At 71.0% G+C, this 17,421-nt stretch carries 16 protein-coding genes; 10 read left to right on the top strand and 6 right to left on the bottom strand.

What is annotated here, in order from left to right:
- Positions 1-125 precede the first annotated feature (125 nt).
- Positions 126-785 carry an HNH endonuclease family protein gene (locus ABZS80_RS19875; RefSeq protein WP_355057774.1) on the top strand — a complete coding sequence of 220 codons (660 nt, stop codon included), beginning with the start codon at positions 126-128 and terminating at the stop codon, positions 783-785.
- A 130-nt stretch (positions 786-915) separates the two neighbouring features.
- Here the strand turns inward: ABZS80_RS19875 and ABZS80_RS19880 are convergent, their stop codons facing one another.
- A complete protein-coding gene (locus ABZS80_RS19880; RefSeq protein WP_355057776.1) occupies positions 916-1,446 on the bottom strand; it encodes a GNAT family protein in 531 nt (176 codons plus the stop codon).
- A 114-nt stretch (positions 1,447-1,560) separates the two neighbouring features.
- Between ABZS80_RS19880 and ABZS80_RS19885 the strand changes: the two genes are divergently transcribed.
- The 4 genes from ABZS80_RS19885 to ABZS80_RS19900 all read left to right on the top strand — a co-directional run bounded on the left by ABZS80_RS19885 (position 1,561) and on the right by ABZS80_RS19900 (position 5,312).
- Complete coding sequence (locus tag ABZS80_RS19885; protein ID WP_355057778.1) at positions 1,561-2,118, top strand: DinB family protein; 558 nt, start codon at positions 1,561-1,563, stop codon at positions 2,116-2,118.
- Positions 2,119-2,224: 106 nt separating this feature from the next.
- Entirely contained in the window at positions 2,225-2,719 is a 495-nt protein-coding gene (locus ABZS80_RS19890) for a GNAT family N-acetyltransferase (RefSeq protein WP_355057780.1), read from the top strand.
- 588 nt (positions 2,720-3,307) lie between these two features.
- The gene (locus tag ABZS80_RS19895) at positions 3,308-4,081 is read left to right on the top strand and encodes a DUF2785 domain-containing protein (RefSeq protein ID WP_355057782.1); all 774 of its coding nucleotides are present in this window, start codon (positions 3,308-3,310) and stop codon (positions 4,079-4,081) included.
- Positions 4,082-4,748: 667 nt separating this feature from the next.
- A complete protein-coding gene (locus ABZS80_RS19900) occupies positions 4,749-5,312 on the top strand; it encodes a histidine phosphatase family protein (protein WP_355057783.1) in 564 nt (187 codons plus the stop codon).
- A gap of 241 nt (positions 5,313-5,553) precedes the next feature.
- Here ABZS80_RS19900 and ABZS80_RS19905 read toward each other — a convergent pair whose 3' ends face one another.
- Positions 5,554-5,865: a VOC family protein gene (locus ABZS80_RS19905; protein ID WP_355057991.1), complete on the bottom strand. Its 312-nt coding sequence runs from the start codon at positions 5,863-5,865 to the stop codon at positions 5,554-5,556.
- Positions 5,866-5,907: 42 nt separating this feature from the next.
- Here ABZS80_RS19905 and ABZS80_RS19910 point away from each other — a divergent pair, with 42 nt between their 5' ends.
- The 3 genes from ABZS80_RS19910 (at position 5,908) to ABZS80_RS19920 (ending at position 9,043) form a co-directional block, all read left to right on the top strand.
- Positions 5,908-7,491: a replication initiator gene (locus tag ABZS80_RS19910; RefSeq protein ID WP_355057785.1), complete on the top strand. Its 1,584-nt coding sequence runs from the start codon at positions 5,908-5,910 to the stop codon at positions 7,489-7,491.
- A gap of 132 nt (positions 7,492-7,623) precedes the next feature.
- A complete protein-coding gene (locus ABZS80_RS19915) occupies positions 7,624-7,818 on the top strand; it encodes a helix-turn-helix domain-containing protein (RefSeq protein WP_355057787.1) in 195 nt (64 codons plus the stop codon).
- 1 nt (position 7,819) lies between these two features.
- Positions 7,820-9,043: a site-specific integrase gene (locus ABZS80_RS19920; protein ID WP_355057789.1), complete on the top strand. Its 1,224-nt coding sequence runs from the start codon at positions 7,820-7,822 to the stop codon at positions 9,041-9,043.
- A gap of 57 nt (positions 9,044-9,100) precedes the next feature.
- On the opposite strand, the gene metH is transcribed toward ABZS80_RS19920, so the two are convergent.
- Positions 9,101-12,616: a methionine synthase gene (gene metH, locus ABZS80_RS19925; protein ID WP_355057791.1), complete on the bottom strand. Its 3,516-nt coding sequence runs from the start codon at positions 12,614-12,616 to the stop codon at positions 9,101-9,103.
- Between the two features lie 216 nt (positions 12,617-12,832).
- Here metH and ABZS80_RS19930 point away from each other — a divergent pair, with 216 nt between their 5' ends.
- Together ABZS80_RS19930 and ABZS80_RS19935 are read left to right on the top strand one after the other, a co-directional pair.
- Positions 12,833-13,702: a PAC2 family protein gene (locus ABZS80_RS19930; protein ID WP_355057793.1), complete on the top strand. Its 870-nt coding sequence runs from the start codon at positions 12,833-12,835 to the stop codon at positions 13,700-13,702.
- A gap of 114 nt (positions 13,703-13,816) precedes the next feature.
- Positions 13,817-14,608: a GntR family transcriptional regulator gene (locus ABZS80_RS19935; RefSeq protein ID WP_355057795.1), complete on the top strand. Its 792-nt coding sequence runs from the start codon at positions 13,817-13,819 to the stop codon at positions 14,606-14,608.
- Positions 14,609-14,685: 77 nt separating this feature from the next.
- Here the strand turns inward: ABZS80_RS19935 and mshC are convergent, their stop codons facing one another.
- From mshC to ABZS80_RS19950, 3 genes are all read right to left on the bottom strand, one after another.
- Complete coding sequence (gene mshC, locus ABZS80_RS19940; protein WP_355057797.1) at positions 14,686-15,924, bottom strand: cysteine--1-D-myo-inosityl 2-amino-2-deoxy-alpha-D-glucopyranoside ligase; 1,239 nt, start codon at positions 15,922-15,924, stop codon at positions 14,686-14,688.
- Between the two features lie 67 nt (positions 15,925-15,991).
- Positions 15,992-16,810, bottom strand: coding sequence for an SCO1664 family protein (locus ABZS80_RS19945; protein WP_355057799.1), 819 nt, complete (start codon positions 16,808-16,810; stop codon positions 15,992-15,994).
- The gene (locus ABZS80_RS19950) at positions 16,807-17,385 is read right to left on the bottom strand and encodes a DUF3090 domain-containing protein (protein WP_355057801.1); all 579 of its coding nucleotides are present in this window, start codon (positions 17,383-17,385) and stop codon (positions 16,807-16,809) included. Before ABZS80_RS19950 ends, ABZS80_RS19945 begins: the two co-directional genes overlap by 4 nt.
- Positions 17,386-17,421: the final 36 nt, after the last annotated feature.

Genomic DNA, 17,421 nt, shown 5'->3' on the forward strand with positions numbered 1-17,421 from the left:
ATGCGGGAAGCGGCGTCCGTCCGGTTTCCGGTCGTCCACTGTTCACCGAACTTGATCTAGACCGTTACTTCTATCTCTGTCTATATGGATGCCACCACCTGGCAATCCCATCCGGACGGAGTCCCATGAACCCCACGCTGCGCGCCACGGCCATCAGCCTCGCCGCGATCCTGGCCGCCACCCTCGGCCCCACCCCGCCCACCTCGGCCGCCGGCTACTCCGCCCCGCTCACCACGGCCGTCGCCGGCCTTCCCGTGGCCACCGAAGTCCGCACCGGCTACAGCCGCGACCTCTTCCCACACTGGATCGACGCCGACGGTGACGGCTGCAACACCCGCAACGAGGTCCTCTACACCGAGGCCACCACCAAGCCCACGATCAGCGGCACCTGCACCCTCTCCGGCGGCCGCTGGTACTCCTACTACGACAACACCTACTGGACCCTCACCGGCGACCTCGACATCGACCACATGGTCCCGCTCGCCGAGGCCTGGGACTCCGGCGCCCGCAACTGGACCACCAGCCGCCGCCAGGCGTACGCGAACGACCTGGGCGACTCCCGCGCGCTGGCCGCGGTCACCGACAACGTCAACCAGGCCAAGGGCGACCAGGACCCGGCCACCTGGCTGCCGTCGTACGCCTCCGCCCGCTGCCGCTACATCGGTGAGTGGGTCGCGGTGAAGCTGCGGTGGCGGCTCACCGTGGACAGCGCCGAGAAGAGCGCCCTGACCAGCTGGGCGAACAACTGCCCCGCCACCACGATTTCGGTCACCTACGCGTACTGACGCTCCCCGTTCTGGATCTTGGAGAGTTGCCGTTCCCACCGGACGGCAACTCTCCACGATCTCAGCGAGCGGCGGATCGGCGCGGCCACCGACGTGGACCGCGTCAGCGGCCCCGCCACGGGCGGTCTCGTCAGCTGGTGGCCGGGGAGGGGTTCACGACCTGGAACATGGCGTGATCCTGCCAGCGGCCGGCGATGTTGAGGTACTCCGGCGCCATGCCGAACCGCACGAACCCGTTGCGTTCCAGCACCGCCTGCGACCTGACGTTGTGCAGCAGGGTCTCCGCCTGCACCCGGTGCAGCCCCAACTCCTCGAAGGCCACCCGCACGATCTCGCGCACCGCCCTGGTCGCGAACCCTCGACCATTGTGGCTGGCGCTCACCCAGTAGCCCATGGCGCACGACTGGAACGGGCCGCGCACGATGCCGTTGAGGGTGATCCGGCCGATCACGGCGCCGGAGTCGTCGAGGATGACGTGCGGCAGCTTCGAGCCCTGCGCGTGCTGCTGGAGATCGGCCTCGATGACGGCGTGCTGACCGGCCGCCGTGAAGTAGTCCTCGCTCCGGACCGGGTCCCACGGCGCGAGGAACTCCCGATTGGCGCGGAGCAGCTCGGCCAGGGCCGGCGCGTCCTCCAGGGTGATGAGCCGGGTGATGTTCACCGGCCCATTGTCCCGGGCATGCCTGTCCCCCCCTCCCCAGGCCGGTGACGCCGTGGGACCTGGGGCAGGTGGCGAGGACAGCAATGATCGAGCGGGCTGGCTAAGCTCCCGCCCATGAGTGAGACGGCACCCGAGCCTTCCCCGTCCGTAGCGCCCACCGAGGCCGAGGCCCTGCTGTCCGTCCTCGACCGCAACCGCCGGACCTTCGCCTGGAAGACGTCGGGGCTCGACGCGGAAGGTCTGCGTGCGACCACGGCGGCCAGTGCCATGACGCTCGGTGGTCTCGTCAAGCACATGGCCCTGGTCGAAGCGGACTGGCTGGCGGTCAAACTCGCCGGGCTCGACTACGGAGCGCCGTGGGACGCCGTGGATTTCGACGCCGATCCCGACTGGGAATGGCGCACGGGGGCGCTGGATGCTCCGGACGACGTCCACGCGCTGTGGCGGGAGGCGGTCGCGCGGTCGCGGACGGTCGTCGACGACGTGATCAGGGAGCGCGGGCTCGACGGAGCGGCGTCCTTCACCTGGCCGGACGGTCGCACACCCTCCGTGCGCGCCATGCTGCTGGACATGGTGGAGGAGTACGCACGGCACACCGGCCATGCCGACATCCTCCGTGAAGCGGTCGATGGTCGCGTCGGTGAGAGTGCGCCCCCGGACTTCACCGTCTGACCCCCACCTTCCCGTTGCGCGAAGGCCACGTGGCGTCGGTCCGCGTCGGCCGGCCTGGAGACGGCATGATCTTGGTGATGCCGATCTTGTGTGCGAGGCTTCGGCGGTGACCGACTTCGGCATCCGCGCCGCCACCCAGGCCGACTACGACTTCCTGGTCGACAGGCTTGTGGAGGCCGTGAACTGGCTGCCGGAGCGCAACTGGTCCCGCGAGCAGATCATGGCCGACCCCGAGCTGGCTCACTACGTCGCCGGTTGGCCGCGGCCGAACGACTTCGGCCTGGTCGCCGTGGACCCGGCCGACCGGCCGGTCGGCGCAGCCTGGTGCCGATACCTGACCGCCGCCGATCCGGGCTACGGGTACGTGGGTGACGACGTGCCAGAGCTGACCATCGGCGTGGTGGGAACCTGGCGAGGCCGTGGTGTGGGCCGGGCGCTCCTGCGCGCTGTCCTGGACGCCGCACGAGAACGTGGCATCCCCACGGTGTCACTGAGCGTGGAGCGGGCGAACTTCGCCGCGAGGCTGTACGCCGCCGAAGGGTTCCGCACGGTCGAGTCGTTCGAGGACGCGGACACGATGGTGGCTGAGATCGGAGCCTGACGCTCGGCGCTGTCCCGATCGAGTCACTGCACGCTCACGGCGCTCACTTGGCGTTGCAATGTGAACGGTGATCGGCATACCACCGCCAACGGGACCGAAAGGCCGCTGACCTGCGCCGGGACCTGCCGTTATTCGTCGTCGTTGGTCACCGCTGGTTCACCTCAGACGGCCTGTAGACGGCATGATCTTGGGCTCCGTCGTCGTCGCGAGGACCACTTGTCCCCCAGAGATCGGCAGTAGGGTCCGGTTCGGCTCGCACCGCTGGTTGACGGCCTGATGGTGGCCACCCGGGTTCGGCTTGGTGTCGTCGGTTGCTGTACATCGCTGCTGTACCCGCGGCCCACCCGCCGGCGCCGTTCCGGTCGTTCAACGCCGGTACTGGTGGCGCAGAGGGGATTTGAACCCCATACACCCACCGTAGCGAGGGAACATCATCAATCTGACTGATCGGCGCTGCCACCAGCGGGAAGTCTGTCAAAACTTGCCAACGCTTCACCACTACCGGTCGCTCTCAGTTGTAGTGGATCTGTACCCAATGATCTTGCAACCACTGGTCGGCCCGGCTCGGTCGCGGTAGCCTGCCTCACCGTGACTGACTGGGACAAGATCTACAACGGCGACTGCGCTCCGCCGGTCGAGGGTGACCTGGACGAACTGGCTGCCGAACTCGCGATGTGCTTGGGCGACCCCGACCCGCAGGTGCGCGACGGCACGCCGTACGCGGTGCTGCGCACCTGGATCGCGCGCGACGTTATCGACGGCCAACGGCGAGCCTGGCTCGGCGACCGCATGGCGGAGCGCTTCACGAACCCACGCATTGAGGCCCGCACGTTTGCGCCACTGGTCCTCGACATGATCGTTAGCCGGGGTGACCTACGCCCCAGTTGGCAGGAGGCGTTTGCACGCTGGTACCCGGCCGAGACGGACCTGCGCGGCCACGATGACAAGCTGGGCTGGCTGCATGCGGTCGCCCATGGCGCGGACCTGCTCGGTACGCTCGGCCGCCACCCCGAGGTCGACCCGGCAGCGATGCTGGACCTCGCCGCTGCGCGGATTCTCGCCCCCACCGTCCACGTGTACGCCGAACGCGAGGACGATCGTCTCGCTAGCTCGATTGCGCTGACCCTCACCCGCCCCGAGCTTTCTCCGCAACAATCGGTGGCATGGCTCGATCCGATCGAGACGGAACTCAAGCGCTTCACCCGCGGCGTCACCCCGGCACACGTCTCCAACGCCCTGCGCACCCTGCGGATGCTCTACATCCACGCCGACCTCGGCATGCCCGAGCAGCACGGCGGACCTCGCAGCCAGCTCACTCATCGTGACTTGGTCAAGATGCGGCTGGTAGAGATGGTGGAATAGGCGGCGGGGCGCCGGAGGGATGGCCACGGTCGGCCGCCACTGGAACTAGACCGCGCCCGAGCTCTCCCCCGCTGTGCCTGCTAGCCATCCCGTCGGCCTTCGTCCGCACACCCGTGGAGCGGGTGGGGCCTGCCCGGTCGAGGTGGAGCACCCTGCGGCTGAACGACCTTGACCGGGCAGGCCCCACCCGCTCGGCTCCGCCCGGACGAAGGTTGTCGGGATGGCGCCACCATCCCGGAGTGCCCGAGGACCCCGCCGGAGGCACTGCCCTTGTGCCGACCCAACACCGAAGCCCCGGATCTGCCAGTACTCATGGCGGCCCGGGGCTTCGTCGTATGTCGCGCCGCCGGCGGGCTAACACCGACGCGCTGGCGGCCGAAGGCCAGAGGCGCGGCGGCGGGCCATCGGCCCGGCCCAGGTTCGGCGGCGCGAGCGGCCCGCGACGCGGGCCGCCTTGATCTCGTACAGAAAGTTCTCACACGACGTTCCAACTCTCGGTGTCCTCCGTCGGCTGATGCGCGACACTCATCCGCCAACTGATCTGCGACACCTCAGCGCGCTGATCGCGGCCAGAAGAGTGCACCTGGCCGTGTTCTCGGCCCCATCGTCCGTGCCTCCGTGATCTATCGTGCTCTTCGTCGCACAAGGACCCGGAGGGTGGCCCACGATGGCTCGTACACGGCTGTACCTCATCCGCCACGGCGAACAGGATCCAGCGGCTTCGGACGGAGGCCTTTCGCAACTCGGTCGCGAGCAGGCGGACCGGCTGGGCCGGCGGCTGGGTATGGTGCCTTTCTCGGCGATCCACCACAGCCCGTTGGCCCGGGCGGCCCAGACCGCCGACATCGTCGCCGGCCATCTCCCACGGGTGCCGCGACACGGGTGCGACTTTGTAGCGGACCGGACGCCGGTGCCCTCCCTCGGGCAACGCGGCCGATACCCGGACCGGTGGCATGCCTGGCTCGACGGCGTACCCGACGACGAACGCGACGAAGACGCGAAGGCCCTGCAGGCTGCTGTCGCACACTTCGGTGTCGCCGGCGACACTGACCGACACGAACTGCTGATCACGCACAACTTCGTCATCGGGTGGTTCGTCCGCCACATGCTGGACGCCCCGGAGTGGCGGTGGATCGGCCTCAACCAGGCCAACTGCGGGATCACCATCGTGCAGTGGGATTCCGACCGGCCGCCGACCTTGGTCAGCTTCAACGACACGGGGCACCTGTAGCTGTACGGCATCCGGCATCCGCTCATCGGCATGACAGGACGTTGCGTCGGCGGCCAGCCTGTCGCCCCTAGGTTGCTGGATCTGTCGCACATCAACTGGCGGAGCTGCGTCGCACATCAGCAGTCGGATCACATTTCCAACTCTCGGTGTCCGGTCTCGGGACCTGCGTGACACATCGGTATCAGGACCTGCGTGACGCTGTCGACGGCTACGGCTTGGCCAGCTGCCCGGCCGAACGGGCCTAAAGGACGTCGAACTCGTTGCCCTCTGGGTCGGCCATCGTCACATGGTCAGGGGCACCGTCCGGTGCGTCGACCCGGAGTACGGTCCCGCCTGCTGCCACCAGTTTGTCGACGATCGCCTGGACCCGCGGCCAGCGCACCTCCAACGGCTCGTGCCGGCCGCCGCCGACGTCGAACGCCCGGCTCGTCGCCGCCGCGCACGCCAAGGCCCACGGTGAACCGATTAACCCGGGCCAGCTCGCCGTCCGGCTGCGCGTACCCACCCACACGGCCGCCGACCTCCTGACGGCCCTCACCACGCAACCGACCATCAACGACCACCAGCACAACGGCACTGCCGTGGGAGCCACCGCGTGACCTCCTCGACGCTGCCTCTCGCACCCGGGACCACCACGGTCCCGGGTACGGGAGCCTCCGCCGACGCCGGTTACTGGCCCTGGGCTGCACCCACCTCCACCCGCCCCGCCGACGACGGCTGGGTACGCGGGCACGACCCCCGCACCGTCGCCTCCGGCCGCGCCCGCGCTCAGGACCCCCACTACCCGGACTGGCTCGGCCACGTCCGCGCCGCCTCGGCGTGCAAGCACCCCATTCGGCTGGCCGGGCAGATCCACGTCAACGACCGCGACGGCAACCGCATGGTCACCATCGACACCGAGGACATGCCCGACGGCGCCATCTACACCCCGTGCGGCAACCGCCGCGCCGCCGTCTGCCCGTCCTGCGCCGAGGTCTATCGCCGCGACACCTACCACCTCATCAAGGCAGGGCTCCAAGGCGACCGGTGGGGACTGCCGCCGCTGCACGAGCACATCGCCATCTTCCTCACCGCCACCGCCCCGTCCTTCGGGCCGGTGCACCACCGGGTCGTCAAGGTCCACGCCGCGCACTGCCGCCGTAAGGACGGCTGCACCTGCCGTGCCTCCGTCTGCCACCCGTTCGGCCGCACCTGCCCTCACGGCGTCGACCTGCGCTGCGGTGGCCGGCACAAGGCCGGTGACGGGCAGCTCGGGCAGCCGCTGTGCCTGGACTGCTACGACCACACCGCCCAAGTCGTCTGGAACCACGAAGCACCAGAACTGTGGCGCCGCACCATCCAGCAGGTCGACCGCGAACTACGCCGCCTCGGCCGCGCCCACGGCGTCGAGCTGCGCCGCCGCTACATCAAGGTCTACGAGTTCCAGGTACGCGGCGTCATCCACTACCACGCCCTGATCCGCCTCGACGGCGAGAACCCGGACTGCCCCGGCGCGATCGTCCCGCCCCCGCCGGCCATCACCCGCGACATGTTCGCTGACGCCGTCGAAGCCGCCTTCGTCAAGACGGCCTACACCTCCGCCCCGCACCCGGCCAACAACGGGCAGGGCTGGCACATCGCGTGGGGCGACAAGGGCCTGGACATCAAGCACGTCAACGCCCCCGGCGGTGAAGTCAACCTCGCCCAGATCACCGGCTACCTCGCCAAGTACGTCACCAAGAGCACCGAAGTCACCGGCCTGAACCTGCGCCGCGTCGACGACCTCTCCGTCGACGTCCACGGCGACCCCCGCACCCACCTCGGGCGGCTCATCCGCGCCTGCTGGGACCTCGGCGAGCACCCCGACTACACCCGGCTGCGCCGATGGGCGCACCAGTTCGGCTACGGCGGCCACATCACCACTAAGAGCCGCGCCTTCTCCGCCACCCTCGGCTTCATCCGCTTCCAGCGCACCATCTGGCGACGCACCGAAGGCCACCCCCACACCTGGGACGACGAACAAGCCGAGCAGGTCATCTACGAACTCGGTTACCACGCCACCGGTTGGATCACCAGCGGCGACGCCCTCCTGGCCAACACCGCCGCCGCCATGGCCCGCGCCCGACACCTCGCCGGCCTCGACGCCCTGGCCGACGAGCTGGCGCAGCAGCGCACCGCCACCCGATCCCTGGCCGCTTGACACGTACGTGTCAACGCCTCGTGAGCCCGTTCCTTGACAACTCCACAGCGACACCACCGCCGTCGGCCCTCGCCCGAACGCTCCCGGATGCCTTCCTGATCCGCCCATCGCTACCGCTCGAAAGGAGCCTCGATGAACACACCTGCCGCCCCCGAACCGCTGTGGGAAATCGAAGACGTATCCGCCTACCTGCGCGTCCCCGTCCAGACGCTCTACCAGTGGCGCAAGCGCAAGTACGGACCGCCCGCCGCCCGCGTCGGCCGCCACCTCCGCTACGACCCCGACGCGGTCCGCGCCTGGTTCGCCGACCAGTCCACGGCGGCCTGACATGGCCCACATCGTCGACCGCTGGTACCGCACCGTCACCGGCCGGGACGGCAAGTCCCGCCAGGAACCGAAACCCGAATGCGGCCAGGGAATGCGCTACCGGGTCCGGTACACCTCGCCAGACGGCAAAGAGAAGTCACAGTCGTTCCCCGACAAGAAGAAGCGGGAAGCGCAAGCGTTCCTCGCCCGCGTCCAGGCCTACATCCTCAAGGGCACCTACGTCGACCCGGACGCCGGGCGCATCACCTTCAAGCGCTACGCCGACGACTGGCTCGCCGCCGCAACCACCGACGAGCTGACCCGGGACCGGCTCGAATACGAGTTCCGGCTCCACGTCTACCCCGCCTTCGGGGACCAGGCGCTCACCGCCATCCAACCCGCCACCATCCGCGCCTGGGCACACCAGCTGCAAACGAAGGGCCTGGCGGCCAGCTACCGCCGAGTCCTGTTCAACGACGTCTCCATGATCTTCAACGCGGCCGTCGATGACCGGAAGGTGGTCAGCAACCCGTTCGCGGTCAAGACGATCCGGCCACCGAAGTACCAAGCGCCCAAGGTCGTCCCGTGGCCCAACGACCTACGCGCCCGCTTCCGCGCCGCCCTGGCCGACCGCTACCGGGTCACCGTCGACCTGGGCGCCGGCTGCGGCCTGCGCCAGGGTGAGATCTTCGGCGTCAGCCCGGACGACATCGACCCGGCCCGGCCCGTCCTGCACGTGACGCGTCAGGTCAAGCTCGTGCGCGGGCGCCTGATCTTCGCGCTACCCAAGGGCGGCAAGGTGCGGGACGTTCCGCTACCGGAGTCGGTGTCACGCCGACTCGCCGAGCACGCCAAGCAGTACCCGCCGGTCGACATCACCCTTCCGTGGGGCACCTCGACCGGCGAGCCGCGGACCGTGACGCTCTACCTGACGACCCCGGCCGGAACGGCGCTGAGCCGAACGGCCTTCAACTCGGGCGTCTGGAAGCCCGCCATCCGCGCAACCGGCGTCCCCGACAACCGGCACAACGGCATGCACGTGCTCCGGCACACCTACGCCTCGGACCTGCTCGACGCCGGCGAAAGCGTGAAGGCCCTCTCGGCGTACCTCGGGCACGCCGACCCAGGCTTCACCCTCCGGATCTACACCCACCTATTGCCGACCAGCGAGGACCGCACCCGCCGCGCGATCGACCACGCCTTCGCCGAGGACCCGCAGACCCCCGACGGCCTGGAAACGGCATGATCATGGAGAACAGAGCCGTTCCGGGTGCTCCGCCGCAGGTCAGAGCATCTGCGGCGATCACTTGGCGTTGAAGTAGTTGGCCTCGGGGTGGTGGACGACGATCGCGTCGGTGGCCTGCTCGGGGACGAGCTGGAACTCCTCCGACAGCTGCACGTTGATCCGCTCGGCGCCGAGCAGCTCCACGATCTTCGCCCGGTCCTCCAGGTCCGGGCAGGCCGGGTAGCCGAACGCGTACCGGCAGCCCCGGTAGTCGGTGCGCAGCAGGCCGGCCAGGTCCGCCGGGTCCTCGTCGGCGACCGTACGCCCGCCCGGCAGGACCAGCTCGGCGCGGATCCGCCGGTGCCAGTACTCGGCCAGCGCCTCGGTGAGCTGTACCGACAGGCCGTGCACCTCCAGGTAGTCGCGGTACTCGTTGCCGGCGAACATCTTCGCCGTGTACTCGCTGATCGGCTGCCCGACGGTGACCAGCTGCAACGCCACCACGTCCAGCTGCTCGCCCTTCGGGCGGAAGAAGTCGGCCAGGCAGAGCCGGCGCTCCTGCCGCTGCCGGGGGAACGAGAACCGGGCCCGCTCGGCGTGCCCGTTCTCGTCCAGCACCACCAGGTCGTTGCCCTCGGAGTAGGCCGGGAAGTAGCCGTAGACCACGGCGGCCTCGAGGACCTGGTCGGCGATGAGCCGGTCCAGCCAGTAGCGCAGCCGGGGCCGCCCCTCGGTCTCCACCAGCTCCTCGTACGACGGGCCCTGGCCGCCCCGCGCCCCGCGCAGCCCCCACTGGCCCAGGAAGGTGGCCCGCTCGTCGAGCAGCGCCGCGTAGTCCGCGAGGGGCACACCCTTGACCACCCGCGTGCCGAAGAACGGCGGGGTGGGCACGTCGGCGTCGGCGGCCACGTCGGAGCGCACCGACGCGTCGTCCAGCTCCGGCAGCGCCTCGCGGACCAGGGCCCGCTGCCGCTCCCGCCGCTCCCGGCGGGCCGCCAGGGCGGCCTCCCGCTCCGGGTCGACCACCGGCGCGCCGCCCCGTTTCGCCGTCATCACCCGGTCCATGAGGGACAGCCCCTCGAACGCGTCCCGGGCGTAGTGCACCTGCCCGGGGAACACCGAGCGCAGGTCGTCCTCCACGTACGCCCGGGTGAGAGCCGCGCCGCCGAGCAGCACGGGCCAGCGCTCGGCGACCCCGCGCGAGGCCATCTCGGCCAGGTTCTCCTTCATGATGACCGTGCTCTTGACCAGCAGGCCGGACATGCCGATGGCGTCGGCCCGGTGCTCCTCGGCCGCGTCGAGGATCGCGTTGATCGGCTGCTTGATGCCGATGTTGACGACGTCGTAGCCGTTGTTGGACAGGATGATGTCGACGAGGTTCTTGCCGATGTCGTGCACGTCGCCCTTGACGGTGGCGAGCACGATGCGCCCCTTGCCGTCGTCGTCGGTCTTCTCCATGTGCGGCTCCAGGTAGGCCACCGCGGTCTTCATCACCTCGGCGGACTGGAGCACGAACGGCAACTGCATCTGACCGGAGCCGAACAGCTCACCGACCACCTTCATGCCGTCCAGCAGCAGGTCGTTGATGATGGACAGCGGCGTGCGCCCCTCGGCCATCGCCGTGTCCAGGTCGGCCTCCAGGCCGTTGCGCTCCCCGTCGATGATCCGCCGCTTGAGCCGCTCGTCCAGCGGCAGCGCGGCCAACTCCTCCGCCCGCGTGGCCCGCGCCGAGGCGGCGTCGACGCCCTCGAAGACCTCGATGAACCGCTGCACCGGGTCGTAGCCCTCGCGGCGCCGGTCGTAGACGAGGTCGAGTGCGATCTCGCGCTGTTCGTCGGGGATCTTCGACATGGGCAGGATCTTGCTGGCGTGCACGATGGCCGAGGTCAGGCCGGCCTGCGCGCACTCGTGCAGGAACACGGAGTTGAGCACCTGCCGGGCCGCCGGGTTGAGGCCGAAGGAGACGTTCGAGATGCCCAGGGTGAAGTTGACGCCCGGGTAGCGGGCGGCGATCTCCCGGATGGCCTCGATCGTCTCGATGCCGTCGCGGCGGGTCTCCTCCTGCCCGGTGGCGATCGGGAAGGTCAGCGCGTCGATGAGGATGTCCTCCCGGCGCAGCCCCCACCGGCCGGTCAGGTCGTCGATGAGCCGGGACGCGACGCGTACCTTCCAGTCCCGGGTGCGGGCCTGGCCCTCCTCGTCGATGAGCAGCGCCACCACGGCGGCGCCGTGCTCCCGGACCACCGGCATCACCCGGGCGTAGCGGGACTCCGGGCCGTCGCCGTCCTCGAAGTTGACCGAGTTGACCACGCAGCGGCCGCCGAGCATCTCCAGCCCCGCCTCGACCACCGCCGGCTCCGTCGAGTCCAGCATGATCGGCAGGGTCGAGGCGGTGGCGAACCGGCCGGCCAGCTCGCGCATGTCCTGCGTGCCGTCCCGGCCGACGTAGTCGACGCAGAGGTCCAGCAGGTGCGAGCCGTCCCGGGCCTGGCCGCGGGCGATCTCGACGCAGGCCTGCCAGTCGGCCGCCAGCATGGCCTCGCGGAACGCCTTGGAGCCGTTGGCGTTGCTCCGCTCCCCCACCATCAGGATGCTGGCGTCCTGGGCGAACGGCACGTGGTGGTAGATCGACGACACGCCCGCCTCGGGGCGCGGCTCCCGGGCCACCGGCCGCCGGCCGCGCAGCCGCTCGACCAGCACCCGGATGTGCTCGGGCGTGGTGCCGCAGCAGCCGCCGACCAGGGACACGCCGTAGTCGGTGACGAACCGGTCCAGCGCGTCGGCCAGCTCGTCCGGGCTCAGCGGGAAGTAGGCCCCGTCGGCGGTCAGCACCGGGAGGCCGGCGTTCGGCATGACCGAGACCGGGATGCGGGAGTGCTGGGACAGGTAGCGCAGGTGCTCGCCCATCTCGGCCGGGCCGGTCGAGCAGTTCAGGCCGATCAGGTCGACGCCGAGCGGCTCGATGGCGGTCAGCGCCGCGCCGATCTCGCTGCCCAGCAGCATGGTGCCGGTGGTCTCCACGGCCACCTGGCAGATGATCGGGACGTCCCGACCCAGCTCGGCCCGGGCCCGCTTGGCGCCGACCACGGCGGCCTTCACCTGAAGCAGGTCCTGACAGGTCTCGATGATCAGCGCGTCCGCACCACCGGCGATCAGGCCGGCCGCGTTCTCCTGGTACGCGTCCCGCAGGGTCGCGTACGCCGCGTGCCCGAGGGTGGGCAGCTTCGTGCCGGGCCCCATCGAGCCGAGCACGAACCGCGGCTGCTCCGGCGTCGCGTACGCGTCGGCGGCCTCCCGGGCGAGCCGCGCGCCCGCCTCGGACAGCTCGCGGATCCGCTCGGCGATGCCGTACTCGGCGAGGTTGGGCAGGTTGGCGCCGAAGGTGTTGGTCTCCACGCAGTCCGCGCCGGCGGCCAGGTAGGCGTCGTGCACGCCCCGGACCACGTCCGGACGGGTGACGTTGAGGATCTCGTTGCAGCCCTCGAGGCCCTCGAAGTCGTCCAGGGTCAGGTCGGCGGCGTGGAGCATGGTGCCCATCGCGCCGTCGGCGATGAGGATCCGGTCGGCCAGCACATCGAGCAACGAAGTCCGCACAGGGCCAGGTTAGTGCGACCCGGCGTGGAGAGGTCACCGCAACCTGGGCTTCCCACATACTGTCAGCGGGATCACCGCGTACCTTTCATCCGGTTCGCCCGACTGGTCGGGCCGGCCGACCGGCGCGGCCGACGGGCCGCGCCCGGCGGCGGCACGTAGGCTGGCGGACGTGAAGGACAACAGCGACGCGACCGTACGACGGCTCGAGGTGACGGCGTGACCGAGTTCGACGGACTGCCGGTGCTGCGGTCCCCGGTCGCCATCGCGGCCTTCGAGGGGTGGAACGACGCCGCCGACGCCTCGACTGCGGCCGTGGAGCACCTGGAGCAGGTCTGGCAGGCCCGCCAGGTGACCGAGCTGGACCCGGAGGACTTCTACGACTTCCAGGTGAGCCGCCCGACCATCACGATGGCCGACGGCGAGACCCGCCGGGTCGAGTGGCCGACCACCCGCTTCATGGTGGCCAGCCCGGAGGGCACCGACCGGGACGTGGTGCTGATCCGCGGCATCGAGCCGAGCATGCGGTGGCGCACCTTCTGCGAGCAGGTGCTGGAGATCTGCCACAGCCTGGAGGTCGAGCGGGTGGTGCTGCTCGGCGCGCTGCTGGCCGACGTGCCCTACACCCGGCCGCTGCCGATCAGCGGCAGCGCCTCGGACGCCGACGCCGCCAAGCGCTACCAGCTCACCCCGACCCGCTACGACGGGCCGACCGGCATCGTCGGCGTGCTGCACGACGCCTGCACCCGGGCCGAGGTGGACGCCGTCTCGTTCTGGGTGCACGTGCCGCACTACGCCAACAACCCGCCCTGCCCCAAGGCCACCCTGGCGCTGCTGCACCGGGTCGAGGAGGTCCTCGACCTGCCGGTGCCGATGGCCGACCTTGCCGAGGAGGCCGCCGAATGGGAGCAGCGCGTGCGCAGCGCCGCCGAGCAGGACGCCGAGCTGGGCGAGTACGTCCGTGAGCTGGAGGAGCGGGTCGGCGACGCCGGCATCACCCCGCTGACCGGGGACGAGATCGCGCAGGAGTTCGAGAAGTACCTGCGCCGCCGGGGCGGCTCCGCCGGCCCCACCGCCGGCTCCTGGTAGCCCACTTCCGACGAGAACCGGGTCCCGGGCGGGGCCCGGTTCTCGCGTGTCCGGGGTGGCGAGGTCACACCGTCTAGGGCATCCTAGGAACCTAGCTGTCACGAGGAGGCGGGCATGCAGATCAATCCCGGCGCGGCCGAGTTCCCGCACCGGCAGATCGCCGCACAGCTCAAGGCCCAGGTCCGCCGCGGCGACTGGGGTCCCGGCGAACGGCTGCCGTCCATCCCGGCCATCGCCGAGATGTTCGGCGTCGCGAAGCAGACCGTGCAGCGCGCCGTCGACCAGCTGCGGGTCGAGGGCATCCTGATCACGAAGCCCGGCTCCGGTACGTACGTCCGGGGCACCCGGCGCCGGCTCAACCGGCTCTCCCGGGGCCGGTACGGCGGCTTCCGCGGCTACCACACCGACCTGGCCGCCCGGTACCGGCAGCAGCTCGTCTCGGTGGGCCGCGCCGCCGCCCCGCCCGAGGTGGCCGACGCGTTCGGGGTGGCCGACGGCACCGAACTGCTCTGCCGGCGGCACCTGGTCCGCACCGACGACTCACCCGTCGAGGTCGGCGCTTCCTGGTTCCTGCCCGCCGACACCGCCGGCACCTCCCTGGAGCGCGCCGAGGCGTTCGGCCGCCCGCTCTACCAGGAGGCCGAGGAGGCCACCGGCCGCCGGTACGTCACGGCGACCGACACGATCAGCGCCCGCCAGCCCAGCCGGGAGGAGGCGGAGATCCTCCAGATCCGCCCGGACACCCCGGTGCTGCACCTGCTGCACGTCGCCTACGACGCCCAGCGCAAGCCCATCGAGGTCGCCCATGCCACCTGGCCCGGCCCGATGACCACGCTCACCGAGGAGTACCGGATCCCCGCCCCGCAGCCGGAACCCGACCCCGACCCCGGCCTCATCCTGGGCTGACCCGCGCGGTCCGCTCCCCCGCCCGCGCCTGCCCGGGCCGGGGGTCGGGCGCTCGGGGCCGGTGTGGAGAGCCGGGGTCAGAGGCGGATGCCGAGGAGGGCGTCGACGGTGTCGGCGAACAGCTTCGGGGCTGCCCCGTCGTCGGCGACCCCGGCCAGGGCCTGGTCGGCCCAGGCGTCGGCCACGGCGAGGGCGCCGGGGCTGTCGAGGTCGTCGGCGAGGCGGGCGCGTACCCCGGCCAGCAGCTCGTCCCCCGACGGGCCGGCCGGCGCGGCGGCGGCCCGGCGCCAGCGAGCCAGCCGCTCCTGGGCCGCGACCAGCAGCTCGTCGGTCCACGAGCGGTCGCTGCGGTAGTGTCCGCTGAGCAGCGCCAGCCGCACCGCCATGGAGTCGACCTGGTCGGCCCGGAGCCGGGAGACGAAGACCAGGTTGCCCCGGGACTTCGACATCTTCTCGCCGTCCAGGCCGATCATGCCGGCGTGCACGTAGTGGTCGGCGAACGGCGCCTGGCCGGTCAGCCGCTCCGCGTGCGCCGCCGAGCACTCGTGGTGTGGGAAGAGCAGGTCGTTGCCGCCGCCCTGAACGGCGATCCGATCGCCGAGCAGGTTCAGCGCGATCACCGCGCACTCGATGTGCCAGCCGGGACGGCCGGCGCCCAGCTCGCCGCCCGGCCAGGAGGGCTCGCCCTCGCGGGCGCCGCGCCACAGCAGCGGGTCGAGCGGGTCCCGCTTGCCGGCCCGGTCCGGGTCGCCGCCGCGCTCCGGGAAGATCTCCAGCATCTGCTCCCGGGACAGGTTGGACTCGTAGCCGAAAGCGGGGGCGGCCGCGACGTCGAAGTAGACGTCCCCGGTGCCGTCGTCGAGCCGGTAGGCCGCGCCGTCCTTGAGCAGCACGAGGACCTTCTCGGCGATGTCCGGGATCGACTCGACCGCGCCGACGTAGTGCGCCGGCGGGATGATCCGCAGCGCCTCCATGTCCTCGCGGAACAGGGCGGTCTCCCGCATGGCCAGGACCTTCCAGTCCTCGCCGTCGCGCTCGGCCCGCTCCAGCAGTGGGTCGTCGATGTCGGTGACGTTCTGCACGTACCGCACGGTCAGGCCGGCGTCCCGCCACATCCGCTGCACCAGGTCAAACGTGATCATGGTGGCGGCGTGGCCCAGGTGGGTCGCGTCGTACGGGGTGATGCCGCAGACGTACATGCTGGCCGCGCCGTCGGGCTGACTGGAGTGGAGGCCTTGCCGCGCCGAGTCGTACAAGCTCAGTGGCGTGCCCTTGCCCGGCAGCCGTGGCACCTCGTGTCCCGCCCAAGACTCCATGATTGCCAGCCTAACGATCCGTCAGGCGCTCGGGTGGCGCGCCTCGGGTGATCAACGCGACAGCGGCTCACATGGGCGGCCAGGGCATGGCCGGCCACTCCTCGGGCGGCAGCGGGAACCGCCCGGTCTCCCGCAGCCGGTCCACCCGGGCCGCCACCTCGGCGACCTCGCTGATGGTGAGGTGGTCGGCCAGCTCGTCACCGAGCGCCCCGGTGAGCTGGCCGGCCAGCCCGTCGAGCATCGCCACCGCGTCCGGCGGGAGCTGCCGGCCGGCCCAGCCCCAGAGCACGGTGCGCAGCTTCTCCTCGACGTGGAAGCAGACCCCGTGGTCGACGCCGTAGACCCGGTCGTCCGGACCGACGAGCACGTGCCCGCCCTTGCGGTCGGCGTTGTTGATCACCGCGTCGAGGAGCGCCAGCCGGGCCAGCCGGGGATCGTCGGCGTGCGCCAGCGCGTAGGCGGCCCCGTCGTCGTCGCGCGCCGCGGCGACCGGGAACCAGCGCGGCGGCACCGTCTCGGCCGGCACGAAACCGACCAGCGGCTCGGCGTCGTCCGGCTCGTCGATCCAGAGCTGGCACGAGCCGGGACCGAACGGGCCGTCCCGCAGCACGGTCGGCGGCACCAGGTCCCAGCCGGTGGCCTGCGAGACCAGGTAGGCCGAAACCTCCCGGCCGGCGAGCGTCCCGTCCGGGAAGTCCCAGAGCGGGCGCTCGCCGCGGACCGGCTTGTAGACGCAGCGCGCGGTCGCCCCGTCGAGGGTGATGACGCCGCGCAGGGTGGTGTTGGAGGCGTCGACCAGCCGCCCCTCCAGGGTGAGTTCACCGTCGCTGAGCAGTCGCAGCGAGGCGGCGGCGTCCTGTCGGGGCTGAAGTTCGGACGACGTCACCGGTGGTAACCGTTGTGCCGGGGGCAGAGGTGACCGGCAGGGTCGAGCGGCTGGCCGCAGAGCGGGCAGGGCGGACGGCCGGCGTTGACCACCCGGCGGGCCCGCTCGATGAACGCGCGGGTCGCGTCGGGGGTCAACCGGACCCGGAGCCGGTCGAGGTCGTCGTCCGGTTCGTCCGGGTCCTCGTCGGTGTCGTCGTCCGCGTCGCCCAGCTCGACCTCGGCCTCCGCCTCACCGGCGGCGATCGCCTCGATCACCACGGTGGCGGAGTCCACGTCGAAGGCCAGGCCCAGGGTGCCGACCCGGAACTCCTCGTCGACCGGGGTGTCGAGCGGGTCGTTGTCGCCGGTCACCGGGGTCGCCTCCGGCAGGTCCACGCCGAACCGGCGCTGCGCCTCGGAGAGCAACTCCTCCAGCTTCTCGGCGAGCAGGGACACCTGGACCTTCTCCAGCGCGACGCTGACCAGCCGGCCCCCGCCGCGCGCCTGGAGGAAGAACGTGCGCTCCCCCGGCGGGCCGACGGTTCCGGCGACGAACCGCTCCGGCGGCTCGAAGGCGTGCACCTGGTGGGTCATACCCACGACCCTATCCGGCGTGCGGAACCGTCGCGC

Origin of the sequence: Micromonospora sp. NPDC005305 (assembly GCF_040607315.1) — a bacterium.
GTDB lineage: Bacteria > Actinomycetota > Actinomycetes > Mycobacteriales > Micromonosporaceae > Micromonospora.